The organism is Nocardiopsis eucommiae, assembly GCF_965344335.1.
Taxonomy (GTDB): domain Bacteria; phylum Actinomycetota; class Actinomycetes; order Streptosporangiales; family Streptosporangiaceae; genus Nocardiopsis; species Nocardiopsis eucommiae.
Window position 1 is genome coordinate 26,839 of record NZ_CBDRIY010000034.1, and the last position, 24,683, is coordinate 51,521.

At 71.4% G+C, this 24,683-nt stretch carries 19 protein-coding genes; 13 read left to right on the forward strand and 6 right to left on the reverse strand.

The window, feature by feature from the left end:
- Window positions 1-432: 432 nt before the first annotated feature.
- Both ACRWK8_RS20115 and ACRWK8_RS20120 read left to right on the forward strand, forming a co-directional pair.
- Entirely contained in the window at window positions 433-1,968 is a 1,536-nt protein-coding gene (locus ACRWK8_RS20115; protein ID WP_431872147.1) for a hypothetical protein, read from the forward strand.
- The gene (locus tag ACRWK8_RS20120) at window positions 1,965-3,140 is read left to right on the forward strand and encodes a hypothetical protein (protein WP_431872149.1); all 1,176 of its coding nucleotides are present in this window, start codon (window positions 1,965-1,967) and stop codon (window positions 3,138-3,140) included. Before ACRWK8_RS20115 ends, ACRWK8_RS20120 begins: the two co-directional genes overlap by 4 nt.
- A 118-nt stretch (window positions 3,141-3,258) precedes the next feature.
- On the opposite strand, the gene ACRWK8_RS20125 is transcribed toward ACRWK8_RS20120, so the two are convergent.
- Window positions 3,259-4,566, reverse strand: a complete 1,308-nt coding sequence (locus tag ACRWK8_RS20125; protein WP_431872151.1) for a helix-turn-helix domain-containing protein — start codon at window positions 4,564-4,566, stop codon at window positions 3,259-3,261.
- A 306-nt stretch (window positions 4,567-4,872) separates the two neighbouring features.
- Here ACRWK8_RS20125 and ACRWK8_RS20130 point away from each other — a divergent pair, with 306 nt between their 5' ends.
- Window positions 4,873-5,919 (forward strand): hypothetical protein, encoded by a 1,047-nt coding sequence (locus tag ACRWK8_RS20130; RefSeq protein WP_378737307.1) that lies wholly within the window; start codon window positions 4,873-4,875, stop codon window positions 5,917-5,919.
- 5 nt (window positions 5,920-5,924) lie between these two features.
- On the opposite strand, the gene ACRWK8_RS20135 is transcribed toward ACRWK8_RS20130, so the two are convergent.
- Window positions 5,925-6,248 carry a DMT family transporter gene (locus ACRWK8_RS20135; RefSeq protein WP_378737305.1) on the reverse strand — a complete coding sequence of 108 codons (324 nt, stop codon included), beginning with the start codon at window positions 6,246-6,248 and terminating at the stop codon, window positions 5,925-5,927.
- Between the two features lie 138 nt (window positions 6,249-6,386).
- On the opposite strand from ACRWK8_RS20135, the gene ACRWK8_RS20140 reads away from it, so the two are divergent.
- Both ACRWK8_RS20140 and ACRWK8_RS20145 read left to right on the forward strand, forming a co-directional pair.
- Entirely contained in the window at window positions 6,387-6,752 is a 366-nt protein-coding gene (locus ACRWK8_RS20140; protein WP_431872154.1) for a DMT family transporter, read from the forward strand.
- 43 nt (window positions 6,753-6,795) lie between these two features.
- On the forward strand, window positions 6,796-7,368 hold the full coding sequence (locus ACRWK8_RS20145) for a TetR/AcrR family transcriptional regulator (protein WP_431872157.1): 573 nt from the start codon (window positions 6,796-6,798) through the stop codon (window positions 7,366-7,368).
- A 13-nt stretch (window positions 7,369-7,381) separates the two neighbouring features.
- Here ACRWK8_RS20145 and ACRWK8_RS20150 read toward each other — a convergent pair whose 3' ends face one another.
- Window positions 7,382-8,590 (reverse strand): ROK family transcriptional regulator, encoded by a 1,209-nt coding sequence (locus tag ACRWK8_RS20150; protein WP_378737299.1) that lies wholly within the window; start codon window positions 8,588-8,590, stop codon window positions 7,382-7,384.
- A gap of 175 nt (window positions 8,591-8,765) precedes the next feature.
- On the opposite strand from ACRWK8_RS20150, the gene ACRWK8_RS20155 reads away from it, so the two are divergent.
- The 3 genes from ACRWK8_RS20155 (at window position 8,766) to ACRWK8_RS20165 (ending at window position 11,938) form a co-directional block, all read left to right on the forward strand.
- Window positions 8,766-10,127: an extracellular solute-binding protein gene (locus ACRWK8_RS20155; RefSeq protein WP_378737297.1), complete on the forward strand. Its 1,362-nt coding sequence runs from the start codon at window positions 8,766-8,768 to the stop codon at window positions 10,125-10,127.
- Between the two features lie 60 nt (window positions 10,128-10,187).
- Complete coding sequence (locus tag ACRWK8_RS20160) at window positions 10,188-11,024, forward strand: carbohydrate ABC transporter permease (RefSeq protein WP_378737295.1); 837 nt, start codon at window positions 10,188-10,190, stop codon at window positions 11,022-11,024.
- Window positions 11,025-11,104: 80 nt separating this feature from the next.
- Complete coding sequence (locus ACRWK8_RS20165; protein ID WP_431872160.1) at window positions 11,105-11,938, forward strand: carbohydrate ABC transporter permease; 834 nt, start codon at window positions 11,105-11,107, stop codon at window positions 11,936-11,938.
- Window positions 11,939-12,024: 86 nt separating this feature from the next.
- On the opposite strand, the gene ACRWK8_RS20170 is transcribed toward ACRWK8_RS20165, so the two are convergent.
- Complete coding sequence (locus ACRWK8_RS20170) at window positions 12,025-15,102, reverse strand: alpha-mannosidase (protein WP_431872162.1); 3,078 nt, start codon at window positions 15,100-15,102, stop codon at window positions 12,025-12,027.
- 412 nt (window positions 15,103-15,514) lie between these two features.
- On the opposite strand from ACRWK8_RS20170, the gene ACRWK8_RS20175 reads away from it, so the two are divergent.
- Together ACRWK8_RS20175 and ACRWK8_RS20180 are read left to right on the forward strand one after the other, a co-directional pair.
- Window positions 15,515-16,270 (forward strand): ABC transporter ATP-binding protein, encoded by a 756-nt coding sequence (locus ACRWK8_RS20175; RefSeq protein WP_378737289.1) that lies wholly within the window; start codon window positions 15,515-15,517, stop codon window positions 16,268-16,270.
- Entirely contained in the window at window positions 16,264-18,804 is a 2,541-nt protein-coding gene (locus ACRWK8_RS20180; RefSeq protein ID WP_431872164.1) for an FtsX-like permease family protein, read from the forward strand. Before ACRWK8_RS20175 ends, ACRWK8_RS20180 begins: the two co-directional genes overlap by 7 nt.
- Before the next feature lie 58 nt (window positions 18,805-18,862).
- Here ACRWK8_RS20180 and ACRWK8_RS20185 read toward each other — a convergent pair whose 3' ends face one another.
- On the reverse strand, window positions 18,863-19,534 hold the full coding sequence (locus ACRWK8_RS20185) for a response regulator (RefSeq protein WP_431872166.1): 672 nt from the start codon (window positions 19,532-19,534) through the stop codon (window positions 18,863-18,865).
- A 24-nt stretch (window positions 19,535-19,558) separates the two neighbouring features.
- The gene (locus ACRWK8_RS20190; protein WP_431872168.1) at window positions 19,559-21,163 is read right to left on the reverse strand and encodes a sensor histidine kinase; all 1,605 of its coding nucleotides are present in this window, start codon (window positions 21,161-21,163) and stop codon (window positions 19,559-19,561) included.
- A 361-nt stretch (window positions 21,164-21,524) separates the two neighbouring features.
- Between ACRWK8_RS20190 and ACRWK8_RS20195 the strand changes: the two genes are divergently transcribed.
- From ACRWK8_RS20195 to ACRWK8_RS20205, 3 genes are all read left to right on the forward strand, one after another.
- Window positions 21,525-22,217: a GntR family transcriptional regulator gene (locus tag ACRWK8_RS20195; protein WP_378737281.1), complete on the forward strand. Its 693-nt coding sequence runs from the start codon at window positions 21,525-21,527 to the stop codon at window positions 22,215-22,217.
- A gap of 145 nt (window positions 22,218-22,362) precedes the next feature.
- Window positions 22,363-23,712, forward strand: a complete 1,350-nt coding sequence (locus tag ACRWK8_RS20200) for an MFS transporter (RefSeq protein WP_431872172.1) — start codon at window positions 22,363-22,365, stop codon at window positions 23,710-23,712.
- Window positions 23,709-24,641, forward strand: coding sequence for an ornithine cyclodeaminase family protein (locus tag ACRWK8_RS20205; RefSeq protein ID WP_378737277.1), 933 nt, complete (start codon window positions 23,709-23,711; stop codon window positions 24,639-24,641). The genes ACRWK8_RS20200 and ACRWK8_RS20205 overlap by 4 nt, the downstream gene beginning before the upstream one ends.
- The last annotated feature ends 42 nt before the right edge of the window (window positions 24,642-24,683 follow it).

The window sequence follows — 24,683 nt, forward strand, 5'->3', positions numbered from 1 at the left end:
GACCAATACCTGAACCACTACTACCTGAGTGCCTACTCCGAGAGGCTTGGGTCGAATTCCGGGAAAGGTGTCACGCACGTCCAGGACCGTAGGATCGTCGCCGGGGACTGGTTGGCCACCCTGCGCCAACGGTTCGTCGCGCCGCTCGACTTCGATGAGGTCCACTGCCGAACCGTCATCGCCGACCACGGTGCCGTGGTCCTCAGCTCCGCGTCGGGCGACGGTGCCAGAACAGCGGCGCTGATGGTTTTGGCGCCTGAGGGCAGGGAGGTGGATGGGGACGTTCAGGACGATCTCGTTCACATCGGACCCGAAGGTCAGCCAGCCCTCAGCGGAACCTTTCCTGAGGAAGGCGATCGCCTGCTCGTCGACCTCACCAGGGAAAGCGGGATCTCTCTGACTCCCCTGCGCGACGAATTGGAGTGGTTGCGTGTGCGGGCCCATCGCGCCGGAGCCTCCCTGGTGGTGCTGGTCGAACTCGGCGACGAGGAGAAACTCTCCTCGTCACTGCGGGACCTGTTGGTACGCGTTGACCGGCCGGACCCGCTCGCAGTGCTGAACAGGCACCTGGACTCTCGTGGTGTTCCGGACTTCTCGACCTCTCACGCCACATCATGGGTCCGTATCTGGGCTGCCACCGCCACCATGGGTGAGATCGAGGAGGTGGCGCGGCGTACCTTCACCGCATGCAGGGAAGCCGGTTACGAGGGGGAAATCGAGGACTGGTTGGGCAAGGCTCTGGAATCAGGGGAAGCTGCGCCGCCGGAGGACCTCGAGCTCGTGAAGGGGCGCCCCCGGGCGATCCTGCTCGCCACCTCCCTGATGGAGGGGGTTCCGGTCGAGCACCTGGCCGTCGGCGTGGACCTGCTACTGTCCCAGGTTGCCTTTCCTCACGACGAGACACCTCTGCTTGATCGGCCAGGATTCCAGGAGGAGCTTCGTCTTTGCGGGATCGAGACACGCTTTGAGCGCAGGGCCTACTTCACACGGGCGGGCCGCGCCAGGATGCTGCGCTCGGCGTTCTGGGACGCACACCCCCGGCTCCACACCTCGTTCGGCCAGTGGGTGGACACACTCATCGCTGATCGGTCGCTGTCTCCCGTGGACCGCGACCGGATCGCGCAACGCTGGGCCGAACAGACGCTGCGGATCGCGGACCTTGACGCGCTCTTCCCACGGGTCGAGGAGTGGTCCAGACAGCGGAGGTGGACCGCTCCACAGGCGGCCGTGCTGCTGACGAGTGTCCTGCGACACGAACGGTACGGCTGGAACGGTCGCCAGTTCATCTACTCGAAGTCGAAGAACACGACCCTCGCTTCGGGCTTCGGTCAGGTCCTGGTCGCCGTCTGCGCGCAGGAGCTGGCGGCCACGCACCCGGGGCAGGCCGTCGTTCGCCTGCACTTGCTAGCCAGGAACAAGGATGCGGCCGCAGCCGACGCGGCTCGGGCCGAACTGGCCACACTGACGACCGCACATCCCCTGTACCTCAGGCTTCTGGTCAGGGTCTGCGACCGCCTTCGGGAGAACTGCCACAAGCCGAGCTGGGATCACGGCACGGATCGGGACCTGCTCTGGGACCTCACGTCTCCCGACCGGTTGAACGGTGTCCTGCGGGAGCGCTCCGGTCGTACCGCCGTGGAGTGGCGGCTCAAGTCGGGGCTGGGTGCTCTGTTCCAACGTGAACGGGCCCAGACGCGGACGTACGCGGCCCGGTGGATCGGGTCGGGAAGGCGGCTGATGGAGGTGCTGCTGGCCGCCTCGGTCTCCGCCGGGACGCTGCCCACTCTCTACACCTCAGGGCTGCGTTGGGCCGACGGGACGGCGACCTCGGAACAACGTGAGCTGCACCGGGCAGACGGCGAGCTCCTCGTGCGCATGGTCGACGCCGCCGAGGGTCTGGACGGTCGTGAGCCACCGGTGGCGGACACCTCGACCCCGGACGGAACACCGAGGAAGGAGCACGGATGAGTCCCGCACAGCGTCGCGGCGCGATCCTGACCGCGGCTTTGGTCTCGCTGGGGGTGGTCCTGTACCTGACGATCGACTGGTGGGCACTGGTCCTGGCGCCGCCTCTGCTGCTCATCGGGGTGCTCGCCCTCATGGTCAACAGCACCAAGGCGGCGACCCCCGGGGAGACGGTGCGTCCACCGGACCCGTTCGTGGAGAGCGGACCGAAGAACGCCCGGATCAAGGCGGCCCTGGCACCCAGTCAGGACAGGGAGTACCCGTTCGTCCTCTCCGCCATGGTCTGGTGGCGCTGGGTGGGGGAGCCGGACCACCGGTTGCGCAACCCCGAGGGCCTGGCCCGACAGCTCGTCGTGGAACAGGCCCGGCGGGTGAGCGAGGGGTACCAACCCGAGCAGCACGACATGGCGCTCCACCAGGTCGCGGCGACGCTGGGAGTGGCGTCCCACGGGTTCGGCGGAGCCGTGGAGGTGTGGGCGGACGACGTCACGCTCGCGCTCTCCGAGGAGGACCAGACCCGGCTGGCCCGCATCGCCAAGGCTCGGAAGGAGAGCGTCCTCTGGGAGGTGGAGCGCTCGGTGGAGTCCGCGAAGCGCAGGTACTACGCGGACGACGTGCTGGCGACCCCCGGGAGCGCGATCGTGTGGGACCTGGTGCGAGGGGACGCCGACGTCGACCGGACCCACGGACTGATCGAGGTGCTCACCCGGGTCGCGGAGGCCTCGAAGGGCGTCGACTCAGCCGATCTCCTGGATCGGCTGAGGTCGGCCTCCCCGGAGTCGTTCTCCTTCCTCAACGGCACCGAACTCCCGGGCCGCTCACCGGACAGCCCCGTGTGGGAGTGGCCGGAGGGCCGGGAGTGGGCGGACGAGGTGACGGTCGCCCTGCCCTCCGGTGGCGGAGCGTCCACGAGTGTCGAGGGTGCGCTCGAGGGAGCTGTCGGAAGGCTCATGGACGAGATCGACGGCATGGAGAACGAGGACCTGCGAGTCCAGCTCGTGGACAGGCTGATCAAGGACTTCGAACTGGCTTCCCTGACCGAGATCGCGGAGATGATCCGTCGCCGCTACCCGCTCGAGCCCGAGGCGGACGGTGACGATCCACCCCTGGTCGGCCTCACCCACTTCGCGCCGGAGGCGGTGCGCTCACCCAATGGTGACGGGGTGCCCTTTTGATCTCGACGCACCTCTGAACGAGCGCGGGACCGTGCCCGGGGAGCTCTCCGGGCATGGCCCTCATCGCCTCCGCTGGCGCGCGGTCCCCGCCCCGACTCGGGGTGGGGACCGCGCTGTGTCAGACCGTGCTCAGAGCGGTGAGGAGACGCGGGGAGAGCTCCCGCACGGATCGGTGGCCGTGGTATCGCGCCAGGGTCTGATGGAGGCGGCGCAGGTCCAGACGGACGGTGGCCGAGTCCATCCTCGGCGCTGCGGTCAGGAGTTCGATGGCGATGGTGCAGGACTGCTCCACCTCCCCGGACAGGGCGTGCGCGAGAGCCCGCCGCACCCCGAATCGGGTCCGCGCCCGGATCGCGTTCTGGGAGAGCGACGCGCACTCTTGGTCCAGAAGTTCGGCCGCCTCCTCGACCCGGCCCAGATCGACCAGGCACCAGCCCCGGGTCACCCCCACCGGGTCGCCGACGTGCCGAGATCCCAGAACTTCCGGGTCCCCATCCCTGCCACTCTTGTTTTCCACCTCGTCGGCGGCGAGGTGTTCCCGGGATCGCTCCAGGGATCGTTCGCAGGACCTCAGGTCGCCGACCAAGGCGTGCCCCTGCGCTTCCTGTTGGGCAGCGAGCCCGAGCACACGGAGCGACGTCTCAGGCGCGCGCTGGGCGCGTTGGGCCAGCGCGACGGTCTGAGGGCCATCGTGGGCGTACATGGTCAGTAGGGCCCGGCGCACCAAGGCGTACTCGCCCATCTCGGCGTCGCCACCGGCTCCGGCCAGGGACACGGCGGTGTCGGTCCACCACTGAGCCCAACGGTCTGACCCGCTCTCCTGGGCCATCCACCCGGTGTACTCCGCGAACCGCGCGGCCAGCCTCAGCACGGCTGGGCGCTGGGCCGGGGGAGCGGTCCTCGCCAGCTGGCGCAGGGCGTTGGTCTGGACGATGGCGATGGGGAACACCATCGACGGGGCCATGTGCTGCCCCATGGTCCTGAGTTCGCCCAACTGGGCACGGAAACTGTCGAGTGCGAGTTCGGCGTCGGTGTGCCCTCGCTGGGAGCTGCCACTCGTTCCAGTGGCACCTCCCAGACCTGCTCCCAGCACGGTCAGGGCGCTGAGAGAGAGGGCGGTCCGGCGGTCCATTCCGGCGAAACCCGTCTCGCCGTCCGGGGTCATGCTCATGAGCCATACCTCCTGGTCTGCCGTGGGAGGCTCCGCCTGGGCGGCTCGTGTCTCGGTGGTTCCGGGGGCGAGTGCTGCGAGCTCTCCGTCTGCTCCGAGAGCCGTGTCGCAGGCCCGCACCAGGTCCTGGGAGGGCTTCTTCGCCCCGGTCTCCACCTTGCTCAGGTGACTCTTGCTGAAGTGAACTCTCCGGTTGAGGTCCTCAAGGGTCATCCCGGCATCCTGCCGACGTCGGCGGAGCTCGGCACCGAACATTCTCGTCACCTCATGGGGGGTTGGGCGGATGTGTTCCGGTGCCAGCCAGCACTGGCGGAGGGAAACAACCCGGGGCACCGGTCGGACACAGGGGTCATATCCGACGGTCCGGGTCGGGAAACAGGTGCCGTGAGGAACTCCGTCCCGGGCGGGGGTCAGCGTTCAGGAAAGCGGAGGAGTGCGACCGAAGCGGGCTCGGGGCGGGGTCCGACTCGGCGTTGGTGACGCGTTCGCGCCGGTTCTCGGGCACACTGGCCTGAGGAACCTTCCTGCCCAGCCCCCTGCCCCCGCCCGAGGAGACACCCCGTGGCCACCTTCGCCCGTATCCGCCTGGTGGCGGTCATCGTGGTGTTGATCGTCCCCGCGGTGCTGTTTCCGCTGGTCGGGGAATGGACTCTGCTCTGGTTGCCCTTCACGATGGCGCTGCTGGGCGTGGTCCTGGCACGCCCGGACCTGTTGGTCACGGTGACGGAGCTGGTGACCGGCGGCACCGGGGAGACCGAGCGGCGGGAGGAGACCGACGTGCGAGGTTCGGGGGACGAACTCCGGGACCGCTCGGACCAGGGGGACGAGCCCGCGCCGGTCGAGGCGCCGCGTGGCCAGAGCGGGACTCGTGGCGTCCGCACGCGTCGGATCGACCTCCCGAGTGCCCTGGACGACTACGCCTTCGGGTTCTCCGCGCTCGTGCACTGGCGGTGGGCCCACCGGGTCGACCTGAGCCTGCGCAACCCGGCGGGCCCGGCGGTCCGCTCGGTCGTGCTGCGCGCCCGCGAGATCCTCCGCGACGCCCACCCCGAGGACCGTGCGGTGGCGGAGAGCGAGCTGGAGTCGGTGTTCGCGGTGGAGGAGCCGGTCGCCGGAGGCACGATCCAGGTCTGGGCGGAGAACGTCCGTCTCGAACTGGACGACGAGGACGAGGATCGTCTCGGCCGTATGGCCCACCTGCGCAAGGACCGTGCGCTGTGGGCCGCCGAGCGTGAGGCCGCGCGGACGCGTGAGGCGCTGTCCCGCGGCCCGGGCCCCGGCCCCGAGCCCGACCTGGAACCGGAGCCGAGGTTCCCCGCCCCGTCACACGAGCTGCCCGACCTGTTGGAGGAGCCCGAGCACGCTCCCACCGCCGGTAGCGGCGTGGACGAGGAGGGCTACGAGAGCTACTGGTGGCCCGCGGAGCAGGACGTGGACGAGGGCGGCATGGAACAGGACGTCCAGGTCGCCATCCTGCGCGGGCTCATCGACTCCGTCGCGGGGGAGAGCGAGCGCGCGGCGTTCGTCCGCGAACAGGTGGAGATCCTGGAGCGGAGCGGCTTCCCGGACGTCGCCGAGCGCATCCAGTCCGTCTACCCCGAGCAGTAGGTCCGTCACCCGCCGAGTTCGAGCGCCAGGACCCCGGCGACGGTCATCACGACCCCGGCGACCTGGACGCGGGTGATCCGGTCCCGCAGCGCGAACACCCCGATGAGGGTGACGGCCACGATGCCCACCGCAGCCCACACGGCGTAGGCCACGCCCAGTCCGAGCCCTTCTTCCAGGGCTAGGGCGAACAGGTAGTAGGCGCCGACGATGGTGACCACGGTGACCGCGGTGGGTGCGGGGCGGGTGAAGCCGTCCGAGTAGCGGCTGGCGATCGCGCCCACGACCTCCAGGGCGATCGTTCCGGCGAGGAAGAGATAGGCGAGGGACACGGGTTCTCCTGGGGTGCTCCGACTCAAAAACTTGAACGATGGTTCAAGTAGATCTAGCATCAGAGTACACACCTATCTGAACGATAGTTCAAGTAGTTGGTCGCGTGAGGCGTGGCCGACCGAACGAGGGGAACGAACATGGCCTGGCTCTTCCTGGCGGCCGCACTCCTGACCGAGATGGTCGGCGCCACCGCCACCGGGCTCTCCGAGGGATTCACCCGCCCTGTCGCGGTCCTGGTGGCCGTCCCGGCCGTGCTGGTCGCCTACTTCATGCTCGCGCTCGCCCTCAAGCGGGGCATGGCCGTGGGCGTCGCCTACGGACTGTGGACGTCCTCGGGGGTGGCGATCGTCGCGGTCATCGGTCTGGTGCTGCTCGGTGACGAACTCACCATGGTGCAGGTCGGCGGGCTGGTGCTCGTGATGACGGGAGCCCTCGCCCTGGAACTCGGCCGGGCCCGCACGAGCGTGGCGTCCGAGGTCCCCGGGGAGCACAGCGAGGCCTGAACCCGCTGGTATCGTCGCCGCCAGAGCACTGACGGAGGAGATCGTGAGCGGCACGACGGAGCGGGTCGACGGACGACGGGCCCGGGGCGAGCGCAGGCGGGAGGAGATCATCGCCGCGACGCTCCGGGTCGTGGAACGCGACGGTGTCGCCGGGGTCACCCACCGGGCGGTCGCCCGGGAGGCCGACGTCCCGGCCAGCTCCGCCGTCTACTACTTCAAGACCATGGACGACCTGTTGGTCGCCGCGCTGACCGCCGCCTCGGACGCCTACATCGACCAGCTCACGGCCCTCCAGGAGCCCGGCCAGGACGCCGTGCGGGCCGTCGCGGGACTGGCCCGGGTGATCTCCGGCGCGGGAGGTGAGGGCCGTGCCCGCGCCCTGGCCGAACGCGAACTCAACCTGCTGGCCGCCCGTCGCCCGGCCCTGCGGCCGGTGGCGCGGCGATGGCGCGAGGCGGTGTCGGAGGTGGCCCGGGAACAGGGTGTCGACGAACTGACGGTCCGCCGCTTCGCCGCCACCGCCGACGGCCTGTGCGCCAGGATCCTGCTCGGGGACGAGGACCTCACCGAGGCCCGCGTGGCCGAGATCCTCGGTCACGCCCTGCGCGAGGACTGACCCGCCCTCCCGCTCACACGCTGGTGACCTCGGGCGCGTACGCCGCGTGCAGCACCAGCGCGGCCGCGCCGATCGCGCCGACGTCCTCGCCGATGCTCGACGTCTCCACCCGCACCCGCCGCATGGAGCGGGCGATGGAGCGCTCGGAGACCGCGTCGAGCAGGGCGGTGCCGTACAGGTCCCCGACGTGTGACATGCCCCAGCCGCCGAGCACCACCAACGGCACGTCGACCAGGTTGAGCAGGGTGGTCGCCGCCTGCCCGAGGCGGCGTCCGGCGGCGGAGACCACCTCCAGGGCCACGGTGTCACCGGCGTGCGCCTCACGGCACACCCTGCGGTACGCCGCGACCGTTCGGGCCTGCCCGCGTTCGAAGTCCGCCGGGGCCTCTCCCCGGCGCCTGGCCGCGTCCGAGGCGACAGCGTGCGGCGCGACGTAGGTCTCCAGGCATCCCCGGTTCCCGCACGGGCACTCCGGGCCGCGCGGGTCCACCGTCACGTGGCCGATCTCGGCGGCGTTCAGGGTGGTGCCCCGGTAGACCCGTCCGTCCAGGACGAGCCCGCCGCCCACCCCGGTCCCCACGTAGACGAAGGCCATGTCCGAGGAGCGCTCCTCCCCGCCGGACCACCGCTCGCCGATGGTGGCGGCCGTGGCGTCGTTGTCGAGGACCACCTTCAGCCCGGTGCCCTCCGCGAGGGCCTCCCGCAGCGGCACCGATCTCCAGCCGGGCAGGTGCGGCGGGGTCACGGCGCCACCCTCGGTGTCGAGCGGGCCGGGGGTGGCCACCCCGAGCCCGAGGATGCGGTCGGGGACGTCCGCCTCCGCCACGATGGCCCGGACCGACCTGCTGAGGGCGTCGATCACCCTCTGCGGCCCCTGCGACGTGGGGGTGCGCCGACGGCGCCGCGCCACCACCCGCCCGGCCAGGTCCGTGACGACCAGCGTGGTGGAGGCCGGGTCGATGTGCATCCCGACCGCGTAGTAGGCGCCCGCGTTGAGGCGGAGCACCGTCGCCGGTTTGCCGCCGCGCGACGTGGCGCGGCCGTCCTCCAGGACCAGCCCGTCCTCCAGGAGCCTGCGCACGATGTTGGAGACGGTCTGGGCGGTCAGGCCGGTCTGCTCGGCCAGTTCCACCCGGCTGATCCCGTCGGAGCGGCGCACGGCGTCGAGCACCCTGCTCTGGTTGAGCCCGCCCAGCCACAGCAGGTTGGTGCTTGTGCGCATACGCCGATTCCCTCCGCCCGATCGGGCCCGCTGACTGACCACCCGAGGGTAACCGCCCCGGAAGGGCCCACTTCACCCATTGTCTTTATCCAAGGTTTTTAGTAAGCAAGTGATGTGAGTCACGTGCCGGGGGCTCCGGGTGCCCGGCACCCCACTTTCTGCGTGAGGGGCCACGATGAGGAGAACCCGACGGAACATCCGTGCGGCGGTCGCCGTCCCGCTCCTGGCGCTGGTCGCCTCGGGCTGCTCGACCGGCGCCGACCGGGACGAGGACACGGTCCGTGTCGTCTACCAGAAGTTCGGCACCTTCATCGCGATGGACTCGCTGATGCGCCAGGTCAAGGAGGACTTCGAGGACGCCAACCCCGGCGTCACCGTCGAACTCAACGCCATCGAGGCACAGGCCGAGGACTACCAGACCCAGGTCAACCTCATGAACGGATCGCCCAGCGAGGCGCCGGACCTGATCTACCAGGACACGTTCACCATCAACCAGGACGCCGACGCCGGGTACCTGATGCCGCTCGACGACCGCTTCGACGCCTGGGACGAACGCGACCAGTACAGCGACCAGGAGGCGGTGGCGGTCACCTCGCTGGACGGCCAGCGCTACGGAGTGATGCTCGGCACCGACGTGCGCGGCCTCTGGTACAACACCGAGCTGCTGGAAAGCGCCGGCATCGACACTCCCTGGGCTCCGAGCACCTGGGACGACGTCCTCGACACGGCCCGTACCGTCCGGGCCGAACTCGGGGACGACGTGGTCCCGCTCAACGTCTACTCGGGCACCCCCGCCGGTGAGATGGCCTCCCTCCAGGGCTTCCAGATGCTGCTCAGCGGCACCGAGGACACCCTCTTCGACGACGCGTCGGAGCGGTGGGTCACCGGCGGCACCGGGTTCACCGACGCCCTCGGGTTCGTCCGGACCCTCTACGAGGAGGACCTCACCCTCGACCCCCAGGACGCCCTGGACGCCAACGTCGGCACGGTCAACAACGAGGAGCGGATCCCCTCCGGCGGGATGGCGATCAGCCTCGAGGGGTCGTGGGCCACCCAGTCCTGGATCGAGGAGGCCAACCAGCCCTGGCCCGAGTGGGAGGAGGTCATGGAGTTCGCCCCGATGCCCACCCAGAACGGTCAGGGAGCCGGAGCCACCAGCATGTCCGGCGGCTGGGCGCTCTCCATGGGTGCCAACGCCACCGACCCCGACCTCGCCTGGGAGGTGATGACGTACGCGCTCAACCAGGAGAACGGCGTCAAGTTCGCGATCGAGGGCGGTCAGATCCCGGTCCGCGCGGACGTCGCCGAGGACCCCGCCTTCCTGGAGGAGTCCCCGAAGGCCGAGGAGTTCGCCGCGCTGGTCGACATCACCGGTTTCCGCCCCGCCTACAGCGAGTATCCCAGGATCTCACTGGCCGTCCAGGAGGCCATGGAGAGCGTGATGCTCGGCCAGGCCACCCCGGAGGAGGCCGCCACGATCTACGCCGAAGAGGTGGAGGGCATCGTCGGACCCGACAACGTCACGACGGGCTCCTGAGCGGTGGCCACCGTCGGGTCGCGCCGGCCCCTGGCCCGGGCGGCGCGGTGGGCCGTCCCGATGGCCCCGGCCCTGTTCCTGCTCCTGGCCTTCTTCGCCGGGCCCATCCTGTGGACGGTGTGGGCCTCCCTCACCAACGCGGCCCTGACCGGCGCCCAGGCCGCGCAGACCGAGTTCGTGGGGTTCGACAACTTCACCCAACTGCTGTCCGACCCCCGGTTCCGGACCGCCACCGTCCTCACCGTCGTCTTCCTGGTGGGCTGCGTGTTCGGACAGACGGTGCTGGGCCTGGCCCTGGCCCTGCTGCTCCAGAACCGCCACGGAGCCGTGCGTGCCACCGTGGGGGCGATCGTGGTGGGCGCGTGGGTGGTTCCGGAGGTCGTGGCCGGGTTCGTCTGGTACGCGTTCCTCGAACGGGAGGGCACCCTCAACACCGTCCTGGGCTGGTTCGGCTCCGGTCCCCAGAACTGGCTGTTCGCGGCCCCGCTCCTGGCGGTGGTGCTGGCCAACGTCTGGAAGGGCACCGCCTTCTCCATGATGACCTACTCGGCGGGGCTCTCCGAAGTACCCGAGGACCTCAAGGAGGCGGCGCGGGTGGACGGCGCCTCCGCCTTCCAGGTGCTGTGGCACGTGGTGATCCCGCTCCTGCGGCGGACCCTGGCCACCACCCTGCTGCTCATCACGCTCCAGACCGTGCAGGTCTTCACCCTGATCTTCGTGATGACCTCCGGTGGTCCGGGTTCCCGGAGCACCACGCTTCCCCTGCTGATGTACCAGGAGGCCCTGCGCATGGGCGACCTCGGATACGGCACCGCCATCGCGTTGGCGCTGCTCGTCGTCGCCGGGGCGTTCTCGACCGTCTACGTGTGGATGCTCCGGAAGGAGGAGAGCCGGTGAGTGATGATCCGAAGCGTGGCGGCTCCGTGAGGCGGCACCGGAACCCGGGACACCGGAGCCCGGGCCGACGGAAACGCGCCGTGGTCAGCGCCCCGAGCCGGGCCGCCGGAGGGTTCCTCGCCCACCTCGTCCTCGGCGTGCTCGCGGTGCTGTTCCTGGTGCCGATGCTGTGGATGGTGTTCGCCTCGGTGGACCCCGAACCCTCGCTGCGCGCCAGCCCGCCCTCGGGGTTCACACTGGACCACTTCACGGCGATCATGACCCCGGAGGTCGTCTACCTGCCGATCTGGAACAGCATCCTGACCTGCGGGGGAGCCGCGCTCATCACCGCCGTGTGCTCGATGCTGGCCGCCTACCCGCTCTCCCGGTACAACCTCCGGTTCAGGAAGCCGTTCCTGTACACGGTGCTGTTCGCGACCGGGCTGCCCCTCACGGCCATCATGGTTCCGGTCTACGGGATGTTCGTACAGGCCAACCTGTTGAATTCGCTGACCGCCACGACGCTGTTCCTGGCCGCCAGCACGCTGCCGTTCGGGATCTGGCTGACCAAGAACTTCATCGACGGCATCCCCCTCGCCCTGGAGGAGGCCGCCTGGGTGGACGGGGCCTCGGCCTGGCAGTCGATCCGCTACCTGGTGGCCCCGCTGCTGGCCCCGGGGCTCGCGGTGGTCGCGATCTTCACGCTCGTCACCACCTGGGGCAACTTCTTCGTCCCGTTCATCCTGCTCACGAGCCCGGACAAGATGCCGGCGGCGGTCCGCGTGTTCACCTTCTTCGGTCAGTACGGATCCGTGCGGTACGGCGAGCTCGCCGCGTACTCGCTGCTCTACACCGTTCCCGTCGTCGTGCTGTACATGGTCGTCTCGCGGGCGCTCGGCGGCCGGTTCGCCCTGGGAGGCGCGGTCAAGGGATAGCCGGGTCGGCGCCGGGGGCGCGGGGGCGCGGGGGTCGAAGGCCGGGGGCCGGGCCCGGGACGGCGAGCCCGGCCCCCGGGGTCGGGTCAGCGCTCGAAGCGCAGGGTCAGGATCTGGAACGGCCGCAGCGCGGCCGACACCCGCAGGGAACCGTCCGAATCGGCGGTCGTGAGCAGGTCCGGGGCCTCCTCGTACTCCTCCTCCAGAAGGTTCACGGCGCGCACCCCCGAAGCCGGGAAGCCGGTGCTCACGGCTGCCCGCGCGCGACCGCCACGGGCCTCGTACAGGCGCACCACCACGTCGCCGGAGCGGTCGTCCGCGAGCTTGACCGACTCCACCACCACACCGGGGTCGTCCACCGCCACGAGGGGCGCCACCACGGCGTCACCGGGTACCTCCCGGACCGGGAGGTTGATCCGGTAGCCCTCACGGACCGCGTCCTCGATCTCCGCGCCCGGGGCCAGGGCGTACCGGAACCGGTGCTCTCCCTGGTCGGTGTCGGGGTCCGGGAAGCGCGGCGCGCGCAGCAGCGACAGGCGGACCGTCGTCGTGGTGCCGCCGTCGCTCCGGACGTCCCGGGTGACGTCGTGCCCGTAGGTGGAGTCGTTGAGCACCGCCACCCCGTAGCCGGGCTCCGCGACGTGCACCCAGCGGTGGGCGCAGATCTCGAACCTGGCCGAGTCCCAGGAGGTGTTGGTGTGCGCGGGACGCCTGACATGGCCGAACTGGATCTCCGACGACGACTCGTGCGCGCGCACGTCCAGCGGGAAGGCGGCCTTGAGGAACTTCTCCCGCTCGTGCCAGTCCACCACCGTCTCCACGTCCAGTCGCCTCGCACCCGGCGCCAGGGAGATCACCTGGACCACCGAGGAGTCCCCGAAGGAGCGGGTCACGCGCAGGGCGGCCGCGCCCTCACCGGGCGGTTCGGGGGTGACGGAGTCGGCCTCGGAGAGGTCCACGGTGGTGTTGCGGTAGAACTCGTCCACGTCCCAGGCGTCCCACTGGTTGGGCAGGTCCTGGTGCACCTGGAGCAGGTTGCCCGGCTGGCCCGGGGCGAGCACCTCCCGGCCCTCCGGGTCCCCGCCCCGGTCCAGGATCGAGGTGACCAGGCCGCGTTCGTCCACCCGGACCGTCAGGAGCGCGTTCTCCAGAACGAACCCGCCCGGGGTCCGCGGGTCCGGGCCGAGGGCGGCGTGGTCGGGGTTCCCGGCCCCCACACGCTCACTGGGGAGGGCGCCCAGGGCGGGGACGCCGTCGCGCTCGTGCGGGGTCGGGTTGAAGACCACACCGGCCGAGGCCTGGCCGGTGTGGTCACCGGCCAGCGCCTCCTGGGCCCGCGCGATGACCTCCCGGAGCTCCTCCGCGACCCGTGCGTAGGTCTCCGCCGCCTCGCGGTGCACCCAGGCGATGGAGCTGCCGGGCAGGATGTCGTGGAACTGGTTGAGCAGGACCGTCCGCCAGGCCTCCTCGATCCGTTCGTAGGGGTAGGGGACGCCCGCGCGCACCGTGGCGGTCGCCGCCCACAGCTCGGCCTCGCGCAGCAGGTGCTCCGAGCGCCGGTTGCCCTGTTTGGTCGCGGTCTGGCTCGTGTACGTGCCCCGGTGGAACTCCAGGTAGAGCTCCCCCCACCACACCGGGGCGTCCGCGTACTCCTCGTGCGCCTTGGCGAAGAACCGCTCCGGGTGCTCGATCTCCACCGTGGGCGAGCCCTCCAGGTCGCGCAGGCGCGCCGCCCGGGCCAGCATCTCGCGGGTGGGGCCACCGCCCCCGTCCCCGTGGCCGAAGGGTACGAGGGAACGCGACGCGCTCCCCTTGTCCCGGAAGTTGCGTGCGGCGTGCGCGAGCTCGGCCCCGGTGAGCTCGGCGTTGTAGGTGTCCACCGGAGGGAAGTGGGTGAACACGCGGGTGCCGTCCAACCCCTCCCACCAGAAGGTGTGGTGGGGGAACTGGTTGACCTGGCTCCAGGAGATCTTCTGGGTGAGGAACCAGCGCGAACCGGACAGACGGACGAGCTGGGGGAGGGCGGCCGAGTACCCGAAGGAGTCCGGCAGCCACACCTCCTGGGTGTCCACCCCCAGTTCCTCGCGGAAGAAGCGCTTGCCGAAGACGAACTGGCGCGCCAGCGCCTCCGAACCGGGCATGTTGGTGTCGGACTCCACCCACATGCCACCGACCGGCACGAAGCGTCCGGCCTCGGCGGCGCGCACCACGCGTGAGAACACCTCCGGGCGGTGCTCCTTGAGCCAGGCCCACTGCTGGGCCTGTGACATCGCGAAGACGAACTCCGGGTGGTCGTCCATCAGCGCCACCACGTTCGCGCTGGTCCGCACCACCTTGCGGACGGTCTCGCGCAGCGGCCAGAGCCAGGCCGAGTCGATGTGCGCGTGCCCCACCGCCGACACCCGGTGGGCACTGGCGGCGGCGGGAGAGCGCAACGCCGGGGCCAGCACCTCCCGCGCTCGCTCCGCCGTGCGGGGGACGTCCTGGAGGTCGAGGGCGTCCAGGGTGCGGCCCAGGGTCCGCAGCAGCTCCCAGCGGCGCGGGTCTCCCGTGTCGAGTTCCCGCATGAGGCCGTCCGCGACCTCCAGGTCCAGGGCGAGCTCCCACACCTCCCGCTCGAAGACGGCCACGTCGGCGCGGGCCAGCCGGTACAGGGGCCGGTCCTCGGGGCCGCGCCCGGATCCCAGGTCGGTCCGCTGGAACGGGGGGTCGCCGAGGATGACCGGGTTGGCGGCGGCCTCCACGTGGAACTCGACGGTCTCGCCCCCGTTCACGGGGGCGCCGACCGGAATCCACGCGTTGCGCGGGTTGAGGCCCTTGACGACGGTCCCGTCCGGGAGGTGGACCAGCCCCTCGCACTGGAAACCGGGCATGGCGTCGTCGAAGCCGAGGTCGACGACGGCCTCCACGGTCCGTCCCGCCCAGTCGTCGGGGACCCGGCCGCGTAGCCGGAACCAGGTGGTGCCCCAGGCCGGGCCCCAAGCGTCGCCCACCCGCGCGGGTTCGTGGGGCGCACCGATGCCCTCCTCCGCGGGGACCGGTTCCCCCGGCGCGTCCCAGCGGGCCACCTCCAGGGGGATCGACGTCGTGTACACCGCGGGCCATACGCGTTCCCTCAGGACGCGGTCCAGTCGTGCCTCGGTCAGCCGCCGGTCGTCGTGCACGGTGGGTCTCCGTTCGGTCGTCCCCTGGCAGATGCCGCGTACATTGCCAGCGCGGCGGCACTTCGTCAATGCTTTGGACGAAGTGCGTTCCCCGGTGTCGCCGGGTGAGCCGGGCGCGTTCCCCTCCTCCCTGGTCACCGGCGGTTCGGTGCCGGTCGTGGCGGCGCCGCCTGGGCGAAACCGCGCCCGGCGACGGCAGCCTCAACGTGCACGTCCGGCCGGGCCGGAACGCAGGTGACGGCGTCCCACCCCGCCCCTCGATCGGCGCCCCGCGGTTCCCGTAGCAGCGTGCTCGGCGGTCTGCCCCTGTCGTTGGTCAGGGGGTCACCCCGTCAGTCGTCAGTGTTGGCGCGGGGGCGCTGATTCCTAGCGTGGATTCCGGATGCTGGGACACGTGGTGGAAGGGAACCGGATGAGCAGCACGCCGACCGAACGGCGCGACGCGGTACTCCAGGCGAGTGGACTCGTACGACGGTACGGAGCGGGCGGGGCCGCCGTCACCGCCGTGGCGGGGGTGGACGTCTCCTTCAGGGAGGCGGAGTTCACCGCGATCATGGGGCCGTCCGGCTCCGGGAAGTCCACGCTGATGAACCTCCTGGCGGGCCTCGACACCCCCACATCGGGACGGGTGCTGGTGGAGGGGCGCGACCTCACCCGACTCGACGACCGGGGGCTGACCCGCCTGCGGCGCGAACGGATCGGTTTCGTCTTCCAGTCCTTCAACCTGGTGCCGACCCTCACCGCCGAGCAGAACGTCCTGCTCCCGCTCAGACTCGCCGGGCGGCGCCCGGACCGCGCCCACCTGGAGGAGGTGGTGCGCACCCTGCGGATCGGGGACCGGCTCCGCCACAGACCGGCGGAGCTCTCCGGCGGGCAACAGCAACGGGTCGCCATCGCTCGTGCCCTGCTCACCCGGCCGGCGGTGCTCTTCGCCGACGAACCCACCGGTGCCCTGGACGTCACCACCGGACGTGAACTGCTCGAACACCTCCGTGCCGCCAGCACCGAACTCGGTCGGACGATCGTCATGGTCACCCACGACCCGATCGCCGCGACCTACGCAGATCGTGTCCTGACGATGTCCGACGGCGTTCTGCGCGACGCCCTGGAACGACCCACGACCCAGGAGGTCCTCGCCGCCATGACCCGAACGGAGCGCCCGTGCTGAACCTGGCCTGGGCGCAGATCCGCTCCCATCCCACCCGACACCTTGCCGTCCTGCTGGCGGTCGTGCTCGGCACCCTGTTCCTGGCGGCCACCTCGGTGTTCTCCTCGACCTCCGAGGCCGGGTTGCGTGCGGTGGCCGCCGCTCCGCTGACCGCCGCCGACGTGGTGGTGGACCGGGACCCGGAGACCGCCGACCCCGGATCGGACTGGCCCTCCGCGGTGGCGGAGCACCCCGACGTCGAGACCGTCACGGAGGTACACGCTCGTACCGTCCAGGTGGCCACCGACGACCTGCGTGGAACCGCGAACGTCCACGGGCTCGCGGACGACCCCGGGCTGCGCTGGTTCGACCTGGCCGAGGGCGACTGGCCCGTCGGCACGGACGAGGTCGTGGCCGACAGCGACACCCTGGAGTCACTGGGGCTCCGTGTGGGGGACACCGTTCGGTTCACCGGCTCCCCGGCCGACGCCGAGGCGGTTCCGGGAGGGGGCACGGAGGGCACCAGGGACGGGGAGGGGCTCCGGTCCTCCGGGGAGCACGTGACGGTGACGGGCAGCGTGGCGCTGGACTTCCAGCCGTTGACCGGGGTGCGGTTCACGTTCTACGCGCCCGAGGTGTACTTCGCCGGGGACAGCCCGCTCACGGTGCTGGCCAGCACGGCTCCCGGGGTCAGCCCGGAGACGGCGGTGACGTCCCTGGAGGCCGCGCTGCCGCCGGACCTGTACGTGATGACCGCCGAGGATCAGGCCCGGCTGGCCGCCGACCGGTTCGCGGGCGGTTCCCAGCAGCTGGACCTCCTCCTGCTCGCGTGCGCGCTCATGGCACTGCTCGCGGCGGCCATGGTCATCGCCAACACCTTCACGATCCTGCTCACCCAGCGCCGCCGCGACACCGCCCTGCTGCGCCTGGTGGGGGCGGACCGCGGCCAGGTACGCGCGCTGGTCGTCGCGGAGGCCCTGATCATCGGAGGCGTCGGATCCCTGGTCGGGCTCGGTGCGGGGATCGCGGTCGGGTACGCGGGCGCCTCCCTGACCGGACTGGCCGGAGCCGGGCCGCACCTCGATCCGCTCCTCCTGGCCGGGTGCGCGCTGGTCGGCGTGGGCACCACCGTGGCGGCGGCCTGGGCCCCGGCGCGCACGGCGGCCGGCACCGCACCGGTTGAGGCCCTGCGTTCGGCTCCGTTGGACGGCGCGGTGCGCTTCCGTGCCGTGCACGCCCTGGGAACCGTGTGCGCGCTGCTCGGGCTGGGTGCCATGGTCGCCGGGGCGCGCGTGGAGTCGCTGCCCCTCGCCCTGGGCGGGGGCTTCGCCGGAGCGGTCGGCGTCCTCATGGCTCTGCGCTATCCGATCTCCCGGCTGCTCCGGCTGGCGCACCGGCCGCTGCGACGGATGGGCGGTGTCGCCGACCTTGCCGGGGCCAACCTCCGGCGTGACACCGGCCGGGCGGCCACCGCCACGCTCGCCCTCGTGCTGGGGCTCGGGCTGATCTCCGCGCTCACCACGGCCGCGGCCACCGGCCGGGCCACCATCGACGGCGACCTGAACTCCCGATATCCGGTGGACGTCAGCGCGAGAGTCGACGAGGGGTCGGTGGCCGCCGGCACCGTGGAACGGGTACGGGAGATCGAGGGCCTGGCGTACGTGGAGTCCCCCCGGACCGCCCAGATGGTGGTCGAGGGCCTGGACCGGGTCACCGTGGTCGGTGTCTCCCCACGGCTCGCTGAGGTCACGGGTGCCGAAACGCTCCTGGGTTCCGCCGGGAACACCGATACCGACACCGGGTTCGACCCGGGAGGCCACCCGGTCATGTTGGTCTCCGGGGACCAGCTGGAGGCGCTTGGCGTCGAACCGGGGGAGAGCGTCGAACTCGGGGTGGACGGCACCGCGCGGGGCTTCACCGTGTACCCGTCCGCCCTGGCCACCGCCTCCGGGACGGCCGCCCCGGTGGTGCTGGCGGAGGTCCTGGAAGACCTGGCGCGGGAGAGCACCAGGGGCATGGTGTGGGGCGTGGCGGCGCCCGGGATCGATCGGGACCACCTCGCGGACCAGATGGACCTGGTCGCCGGTGCCGACCCGGAGGTCTCGCTGAGCGGGGCGCTCAGCGAGCGCGGAGACCTCACCGAGGTCCTCGATCTCCTGGTCGCCCTGGCGTTGGTGATGCTACTGGTCACCGTGGTGATCTCGGGCCTGGGGGTGGCCAACACCCTGAGCCTGTCGGTCCTGGAGAGAACCCGGGAGGTGGCTCTGCTGAGGGCCCTCGGGCTGAGCAGGGCCGGGCTGTACGGCACCCTCGCCGTCGAGGCCGTGGTGGTCTGCCAGCTCGGGGCCGTCCTGGGGGTGCTCCTCGGTGTTCCCTTCGGGCTGGTCGGGGTGGACGCGATCGTGGGTGGGACCGCACCCCTGGAGGTGGCCGTTCCCTGGAGCGCGCTGGGGCTCGTCCTCGCCTCCGCCCTCGGTGTCGGGGTGCTCGCGACCCTGGTCCCGGCCGCCCGCGCCGCCCGTGTCGCTCCGGCGGAGGGCCTGACCCATGGGTGAGTCAGCGGCAGAAGGAGGGTCGGGGAACACGACCAGCCCGGCCCGCCCGGAAGCCGATCTACCCGGCGTTCCCCGAACGGTCGTCCTTCAGACCGGCCTCGTGCGCGACCGCAGCGGCCTCCACCCTGTTGCGTACCCCCAGACGGCGCAGGATGGTGCTCACGTGCCCCTTCACCGTGCCCTCCACCATGTGGAGCCGCCTGCCGATGTCGCCGTTGGAGAGCCCCATGGTCAGGAGGGCCAGCACCTCGTGTTCCCGAGGCGTCAACCCGGCCAGGCGTTCACGGGCGCGCAGCCGGGCGGTGGAGCGTTCGTGGCTCAGACCGTCGAGGACCCGGCGGGCCACCCTGGGGGAGAGGAAGGCACCTCCCTCCGCCACCGCGCGCACCCCGAGCAACAGCTCCCGGGGGTCGCCGGTCTTGAGCAGGAACCCGTCCACCCCGCTGTCGAGGGCCCGGACCACGTACTCCTCCTCGCCGAAGGTGGTCAGGATGACCACCCCGACCCCGGGCACGGCCCGGCGGATCTCCTCCGCCGCCTCCAGCCCGTTCATCCCCGGCATGCGGATGTCGACCAGAGCCACGTCCGGCCGGTGCGACCAGGCCAGCTCCACCCCTTCCCGGCCGCTGGAGGCCTCGGCCACCACCGCGATGTCCGGGTCGTTACCCAGTACCGCCCGCACTCCCGCGCGCACCATCGCCTCGTCGTCGACCAACAGCACCCTGATCACACTCCGACCTCCCCGCGTCCCCCGTCACCATGGCAGCACCTCGACCGAGACCAGTCTGTCCGGGTCGAAGCAGAGCCGGAATCTGTCGTCCTCTCCCGAGACCACATCCTCACTGGAACGGTAGTAGCGGCACTCCTGCCCCTCGGGGTCCTCGGGCCAGGCGTCGGGGGTGTGGGTCCCCGGGTGGAGCTCCCGATCGGGGAGCAGGGCCTCCACCTCGGCCCGTTCCTGGCCGGGACGCAACCGCTCGAACAGCTCGGGGTCGAGGGTGGAGTTCGCCGCCTCCGACATGCTGAATGCCAGGAGCAGGCCGTACCCCACCATCGCCGTGAGGACCGGCACCAGCACGATCGTGCTGATCGCCCACAGGGTCCGGCGACGTACGCGGCGGTGCGGGTGTGCGTCCTCCTCGCGGGAGACGGCGTCGCCGGGGCCGCCGAGGAGGTCCGGTCCCGGGTGGAGGGGTTCGCCCGCGAACCCGCCCTCGGAGACCGCACCGCTCTCGCCTCGGGCACCGCCCGCCGCGTCTCTCACCGTCCCGTCACCGACCGGGCCCGCGTCGTGGGCCTCACCGTCCCGGGAGGCTCCCAGGACGGCGGCGCCCGCACCCGCGCCGAAAGGGCCCGGCCCCTCGCCTGGCAGCCGGGCCGACACCACCCAGTGGCCACCCTCGGGTCCGGCACTGAACTCGCCCCCGGCCAGACGCACCCGTTCGCGCAGCCCCACCAGACCACCGCCGGTGCCGGGGACCCGTCGCGGGGCACCGTCCCGACGGAGCAGGGGGTTGGTCACCGTCACCCGCACACCGTCCCCGTCCGGGAGGCCGTGCAGAACCACCCGTGGGTCCGTGCTCGGGGCGTGCTTGGCGGCGTTGGTCAGCGCCTCCTGGACCACCCGGTACAGGGCCCGGTCCGACATCACCGGGAGCTGCACGCGGGTGCCCTCCGTCTCCAGACTCACGCGCAGCCCGGCCTCGCGTGAGTGTTCGACCAGTGCGGTGACGCCCTCTCCCTCCGGGGCCGGGGGCGCGGACCCGGTGTCGGCGCGCAGGACCCCGACCGCGACCATGAGTTGCTCCGCCGCCCTCCCCGCCGCCTCCCTCAGCTGTCCGGCCTGCACCCTGCGCTCCTCGGGCAGGTCCGGGGCCGTCTCCAGGGCCCCGGCGCCCAGGGTGAGCAGACTCAGTTGGTGCCCCACCGCGTCGTGCAGGTCGTGGGCGATCCGGGAGCGTTCCCGCATGCGCGCCCGCTCGGTCATCAGTCGCCACTCCCGGTCCAGGGTCCGGGCCCGTTCCCAGCCCGCCCGTTCCAGGGCGGAGGTGCTGCGCAGGTACAGGCCCAGCAGCCACGGCAGAACCACCGCGAACGCGGCCAGCACCCCGCCGGTCACCCACATGCCCACGGGATGACCGCCGAACACCAGCGCCGCCACCCCGGCCAGGCCGACCACGGTGAACGCGTACCCGGCCACCCGTGGGTCACGGGAGAGCCGTCCGGCGAGCAGGGCCGGCGCGGGTACGGCCATCACCAGCAGCGGCATGACCGGGGCCAGGGACAGCAGGAGAAGCACGGTGGCCAGGGCCAGGTGCCCCACGGGCGCTCGGAGGGGACGGAGACGGGGAGGGCGCATGGTGGGGAACCTAACCCGCCGGACGCGGTCGTGTCCCCTGTCGAAAGTCAGGGGGCCCTCCCTGCTGGCGGTGCCGGTCGTGGTGGTGCCGCCTGGGCGAAACCGCGCCCGGCGACGGCAGCCTCAACGTGCACGTCCGGCCGGGCCGGAACGCAGGTGACGGCGTCCCACCCCGCCCCTCGATCGGCCCCTAGGGGTTCCCGTAGCAGCGCGCTCGGCGCCCGTCGCGGTCGTCCCGTGACCCTCCGTGTCGCACTTCCCACTTCTTCCGTGCGTGCCGGGAACGGCCTTTCGAGGGGATCGGGCCGGGGCGCGTGGCATCCTGGAACGACGCAGTCCGGTCGGGGAGGAACAACAGCACATGAGCATCGACGCGCCGCGGGACCGCTCGCGGCCGGTCCTCGGTTCGCTCACGGAGCACGCCAGTCTGCGCGCCCGGGTGACCGACGTCCTGCGTGAGGCCATGATCGCCGGTGAGCTCGAACCCGGTGTCGTGTACTCGGCCCCGGTCCTGGCCGAACGCCTCGGTGTGTCCGCGACCCCCGTGCGCGAGGCCATGATGGAGCTGACCCAGGAGGGGCTCGTGGAGACCCTCCGACACCGGGGGTACCGCGTGGTGGAGTTCAGCGACGTGGCGCTGGACGAGCTCATCGAACTCCGCGCCCTCATCGAGGTCCCCACGGTCGGCCGGGTCGCAGCGATCGCCACCGCCGGACAGATCGCCGCGCTGCGTCCGCTCGCGGACCGGTTGACGGAGACCGCCGAGACGGGACAGCTGCGCGAGTTCATCGCCACCGACATGGCCTTCCACCTCCAGATGCTGTCCATCGCGGGCAATCAGAAGCTGGTGGACGAGGTGCGCAGGCTCCGGGGGATGTCGCGGCTGTCGGCGCTGCGTGGGCTCCACGAGGAGGGCCGTCTGGTCGACACCGCGCAGGAGCACCACGCCCTGCTGGACCGCCTCGAAGCCGGTGACACAGCGGGTTCCGAGGCCCTCATGCGCCACCACCTGGGCCACGTGCGGGGCGTCTGGGCGGGCCGCGCGGAGGTCTGACGAAGGCGGGTCGGAACACGAAGCAGGTAGCTGAGCTGCGTCGATTAGGTCACGGGCCTTGCTTCGGGGAGGGTGCAATTGTACGTTGCACAAGTTCCCCTTCCTGAGGCCCCTCTTCATCGGGCCCTGATCCGAGGAGTTGTGAGTGGCCTCGCAGCACTCGGTGGTCGGTAAACCGGCCACCAACCGCCGTGTCCTCTTTGGCAGCCTCAGCGGCAGCGCGATCGAGTGGTTCGATTTCTTCCTCTACGCCACCGCCGCCGCGCTCATCTTCGACAAGCAGTTCTTCCCCAACGACGACCCCGTGATCTCGTTGATGCTGTCGTACCTGACCCTGTCGCTGACCTTCTTCATCCGGCCGTTCGGCGGGATCGTCTTCTCCCACATCGGTGACCGGATCGGTCGCAAGAAGACCCTCGTCATCACCCTGTCGCTCATGGGCGGCGCCACCGTGGCGATCGGTCTGCTGCCCACCTACGACCAGGTCGGCCTTCTCGCCCCCGTCCTGCTGATCCTGTGCCGGATCATCCAGGGACTCGCGATCGGCGGCGAGTGGGGCGGCGCCCTGCTGCTCGCCTACGAGTACGCCCCCGAGAACCGTCGCGGCTTCTTCGGCTCGGTGCCCCAGACCGGCATCACCATCGGCATGCTCATGTCGACCGTCGCCTTCGGCCTGGTCAGCCTGCTCCCCGACGGCGCCTTCGAGTCCTGGGGCTGGCGTCTCCCGTTCGTCGCCAGCATCGTCCTCGTCTTCGTCGGCCTGTGGATCCGCAAGGGCCTGGCCGAGACCCCCGCCTTCCGTGAGGCGAAGGAGAGCGGCGACGTCGCCAAGCTGCCCATCCGGGACACCCTGCGCGACCACTGGCGCTCCGTCCTCGTGGCCGTCGGCGCCAAGGTCGTGGAGACCGCCCCGTTCTACATCTTCGCGACCTTCGTCGTCAGCTACGCCACCGGTACGCTCGACGTCCAGCAGTCCGTGGTCCTCAACGCCGTCAGCGCCGGCGCTCTGGTCAGCACCCTCGGTATCCTGCTCATGGGCGCGCTCTCCGACCGCGTCGGCCGCCCGAAGGTCTACCTCGCGGGCACCCTGCTCATCGCCCTGTTCGCGGCGCCCTTCTTCATGCTGCTCGACCTCCAGATGAGCTGGGCCGTGTACGCGGCCGTCGTGATCGCCCTCGGCGTGGCCTGGCCCCCGGTCACCGCCACCCTCGGCACCCTCACCTCCGAGATCTTCACGACCCGTGTGCGCTACACCGGTGTGACCCTCGGCTACCAGATCGGCGCCGCCCTCGCCGGTGGCACCGCCCCGCTGCTGGCCACCTGGCTGCTGGCCCGCTTCGACGGCGCCTGGTGGCCGATCGCCACCTACCTGGTCGTCCTCGCCGTCATCTCCTTCGTCGCCGTCGCGTGCTCCGGCCTCGTCGTCCGCAAGGAGAGCGCCCTGATCCAGGCCCGTGAAGCCACCGCCAACGAGAACTCCAAGGTGTCCGCATGACCGAAGCACACACCGGCCTGCCCTTCGTCAGCGCGGAGGAACTACGCGAGCGGGTCGGCCCCAAGCGGGCGTTCGAGCTGATCGAGCGCGCCCTGCTCGACGGTTTCGACCCCTCGCGGGACCCCGCGCGCACCCACGCCGGGGCCGGTGACGGCCACCTGCTGCTCATGCCCTCGACCCTGGGCGACTGGGTCGGCGTGAAGGTCGCGTCCGTGTCCCCGGACAACCCCGCCCGCGACCTGCCGCGCATCCAGGCCGTGTACATGCTGATGGACGCCCGGACCCTCACTCCCAGGGTGCTCGTCGACGGCGTCACGCTGACGTCGTTGCGGACCCCGGCCACCTCCGCCGTGGCCGTCGACCGGCTGGCCGCACCCGAGGCGTCCCGCCTCGTGGTGTTCGGCAGCGGCCCCCAGGCGGTCGAGCACGTCGTCGCCGTGGCGGGCATCCGCGAGCTCACGAGCGTTCGGATGGTCGGCCGCACCCCGCACCGTGTGGACTCCGCCCTCCGGGAACTCGCCGAGCGCGGCATCACCGCCGAGACTGGCACGGAGGCCGACGTGGCCGAGGCCGACATCGTCGTGTGCGCCACCTCCGCCAAAGACCCGCTGTTCGACGGCTCACTGGTCCGCGACGGTGCCTGCGTGGTGGCCATGGGATCGCACGAGGCCGACCGCCGCGAGCTCGACGCCGCCCTGATGGGCCGTTCCCTCGTGGTCGTCGAGGAGAGCGACGCCGCCCTGCGTGAGTGCGGGGACGTCGTCATCGCCATCGAGGAGGGCACCCTCACCAAGGCCGACCTCGTCGGTATCGCCCCGCTCGTCCGGGGCGAGGTCGCACGCCGCACCGACCGGCCCAACGTGTTCAAGGGCTCCGGGATGTCGTGGGAGGACCTGGCCGTCGCCGTGGGTGTCGCGCCCGCGCTCTGACCGGTCCGAGGGCGGACCAGTCGCCCGGGCCGGACCGTCTTG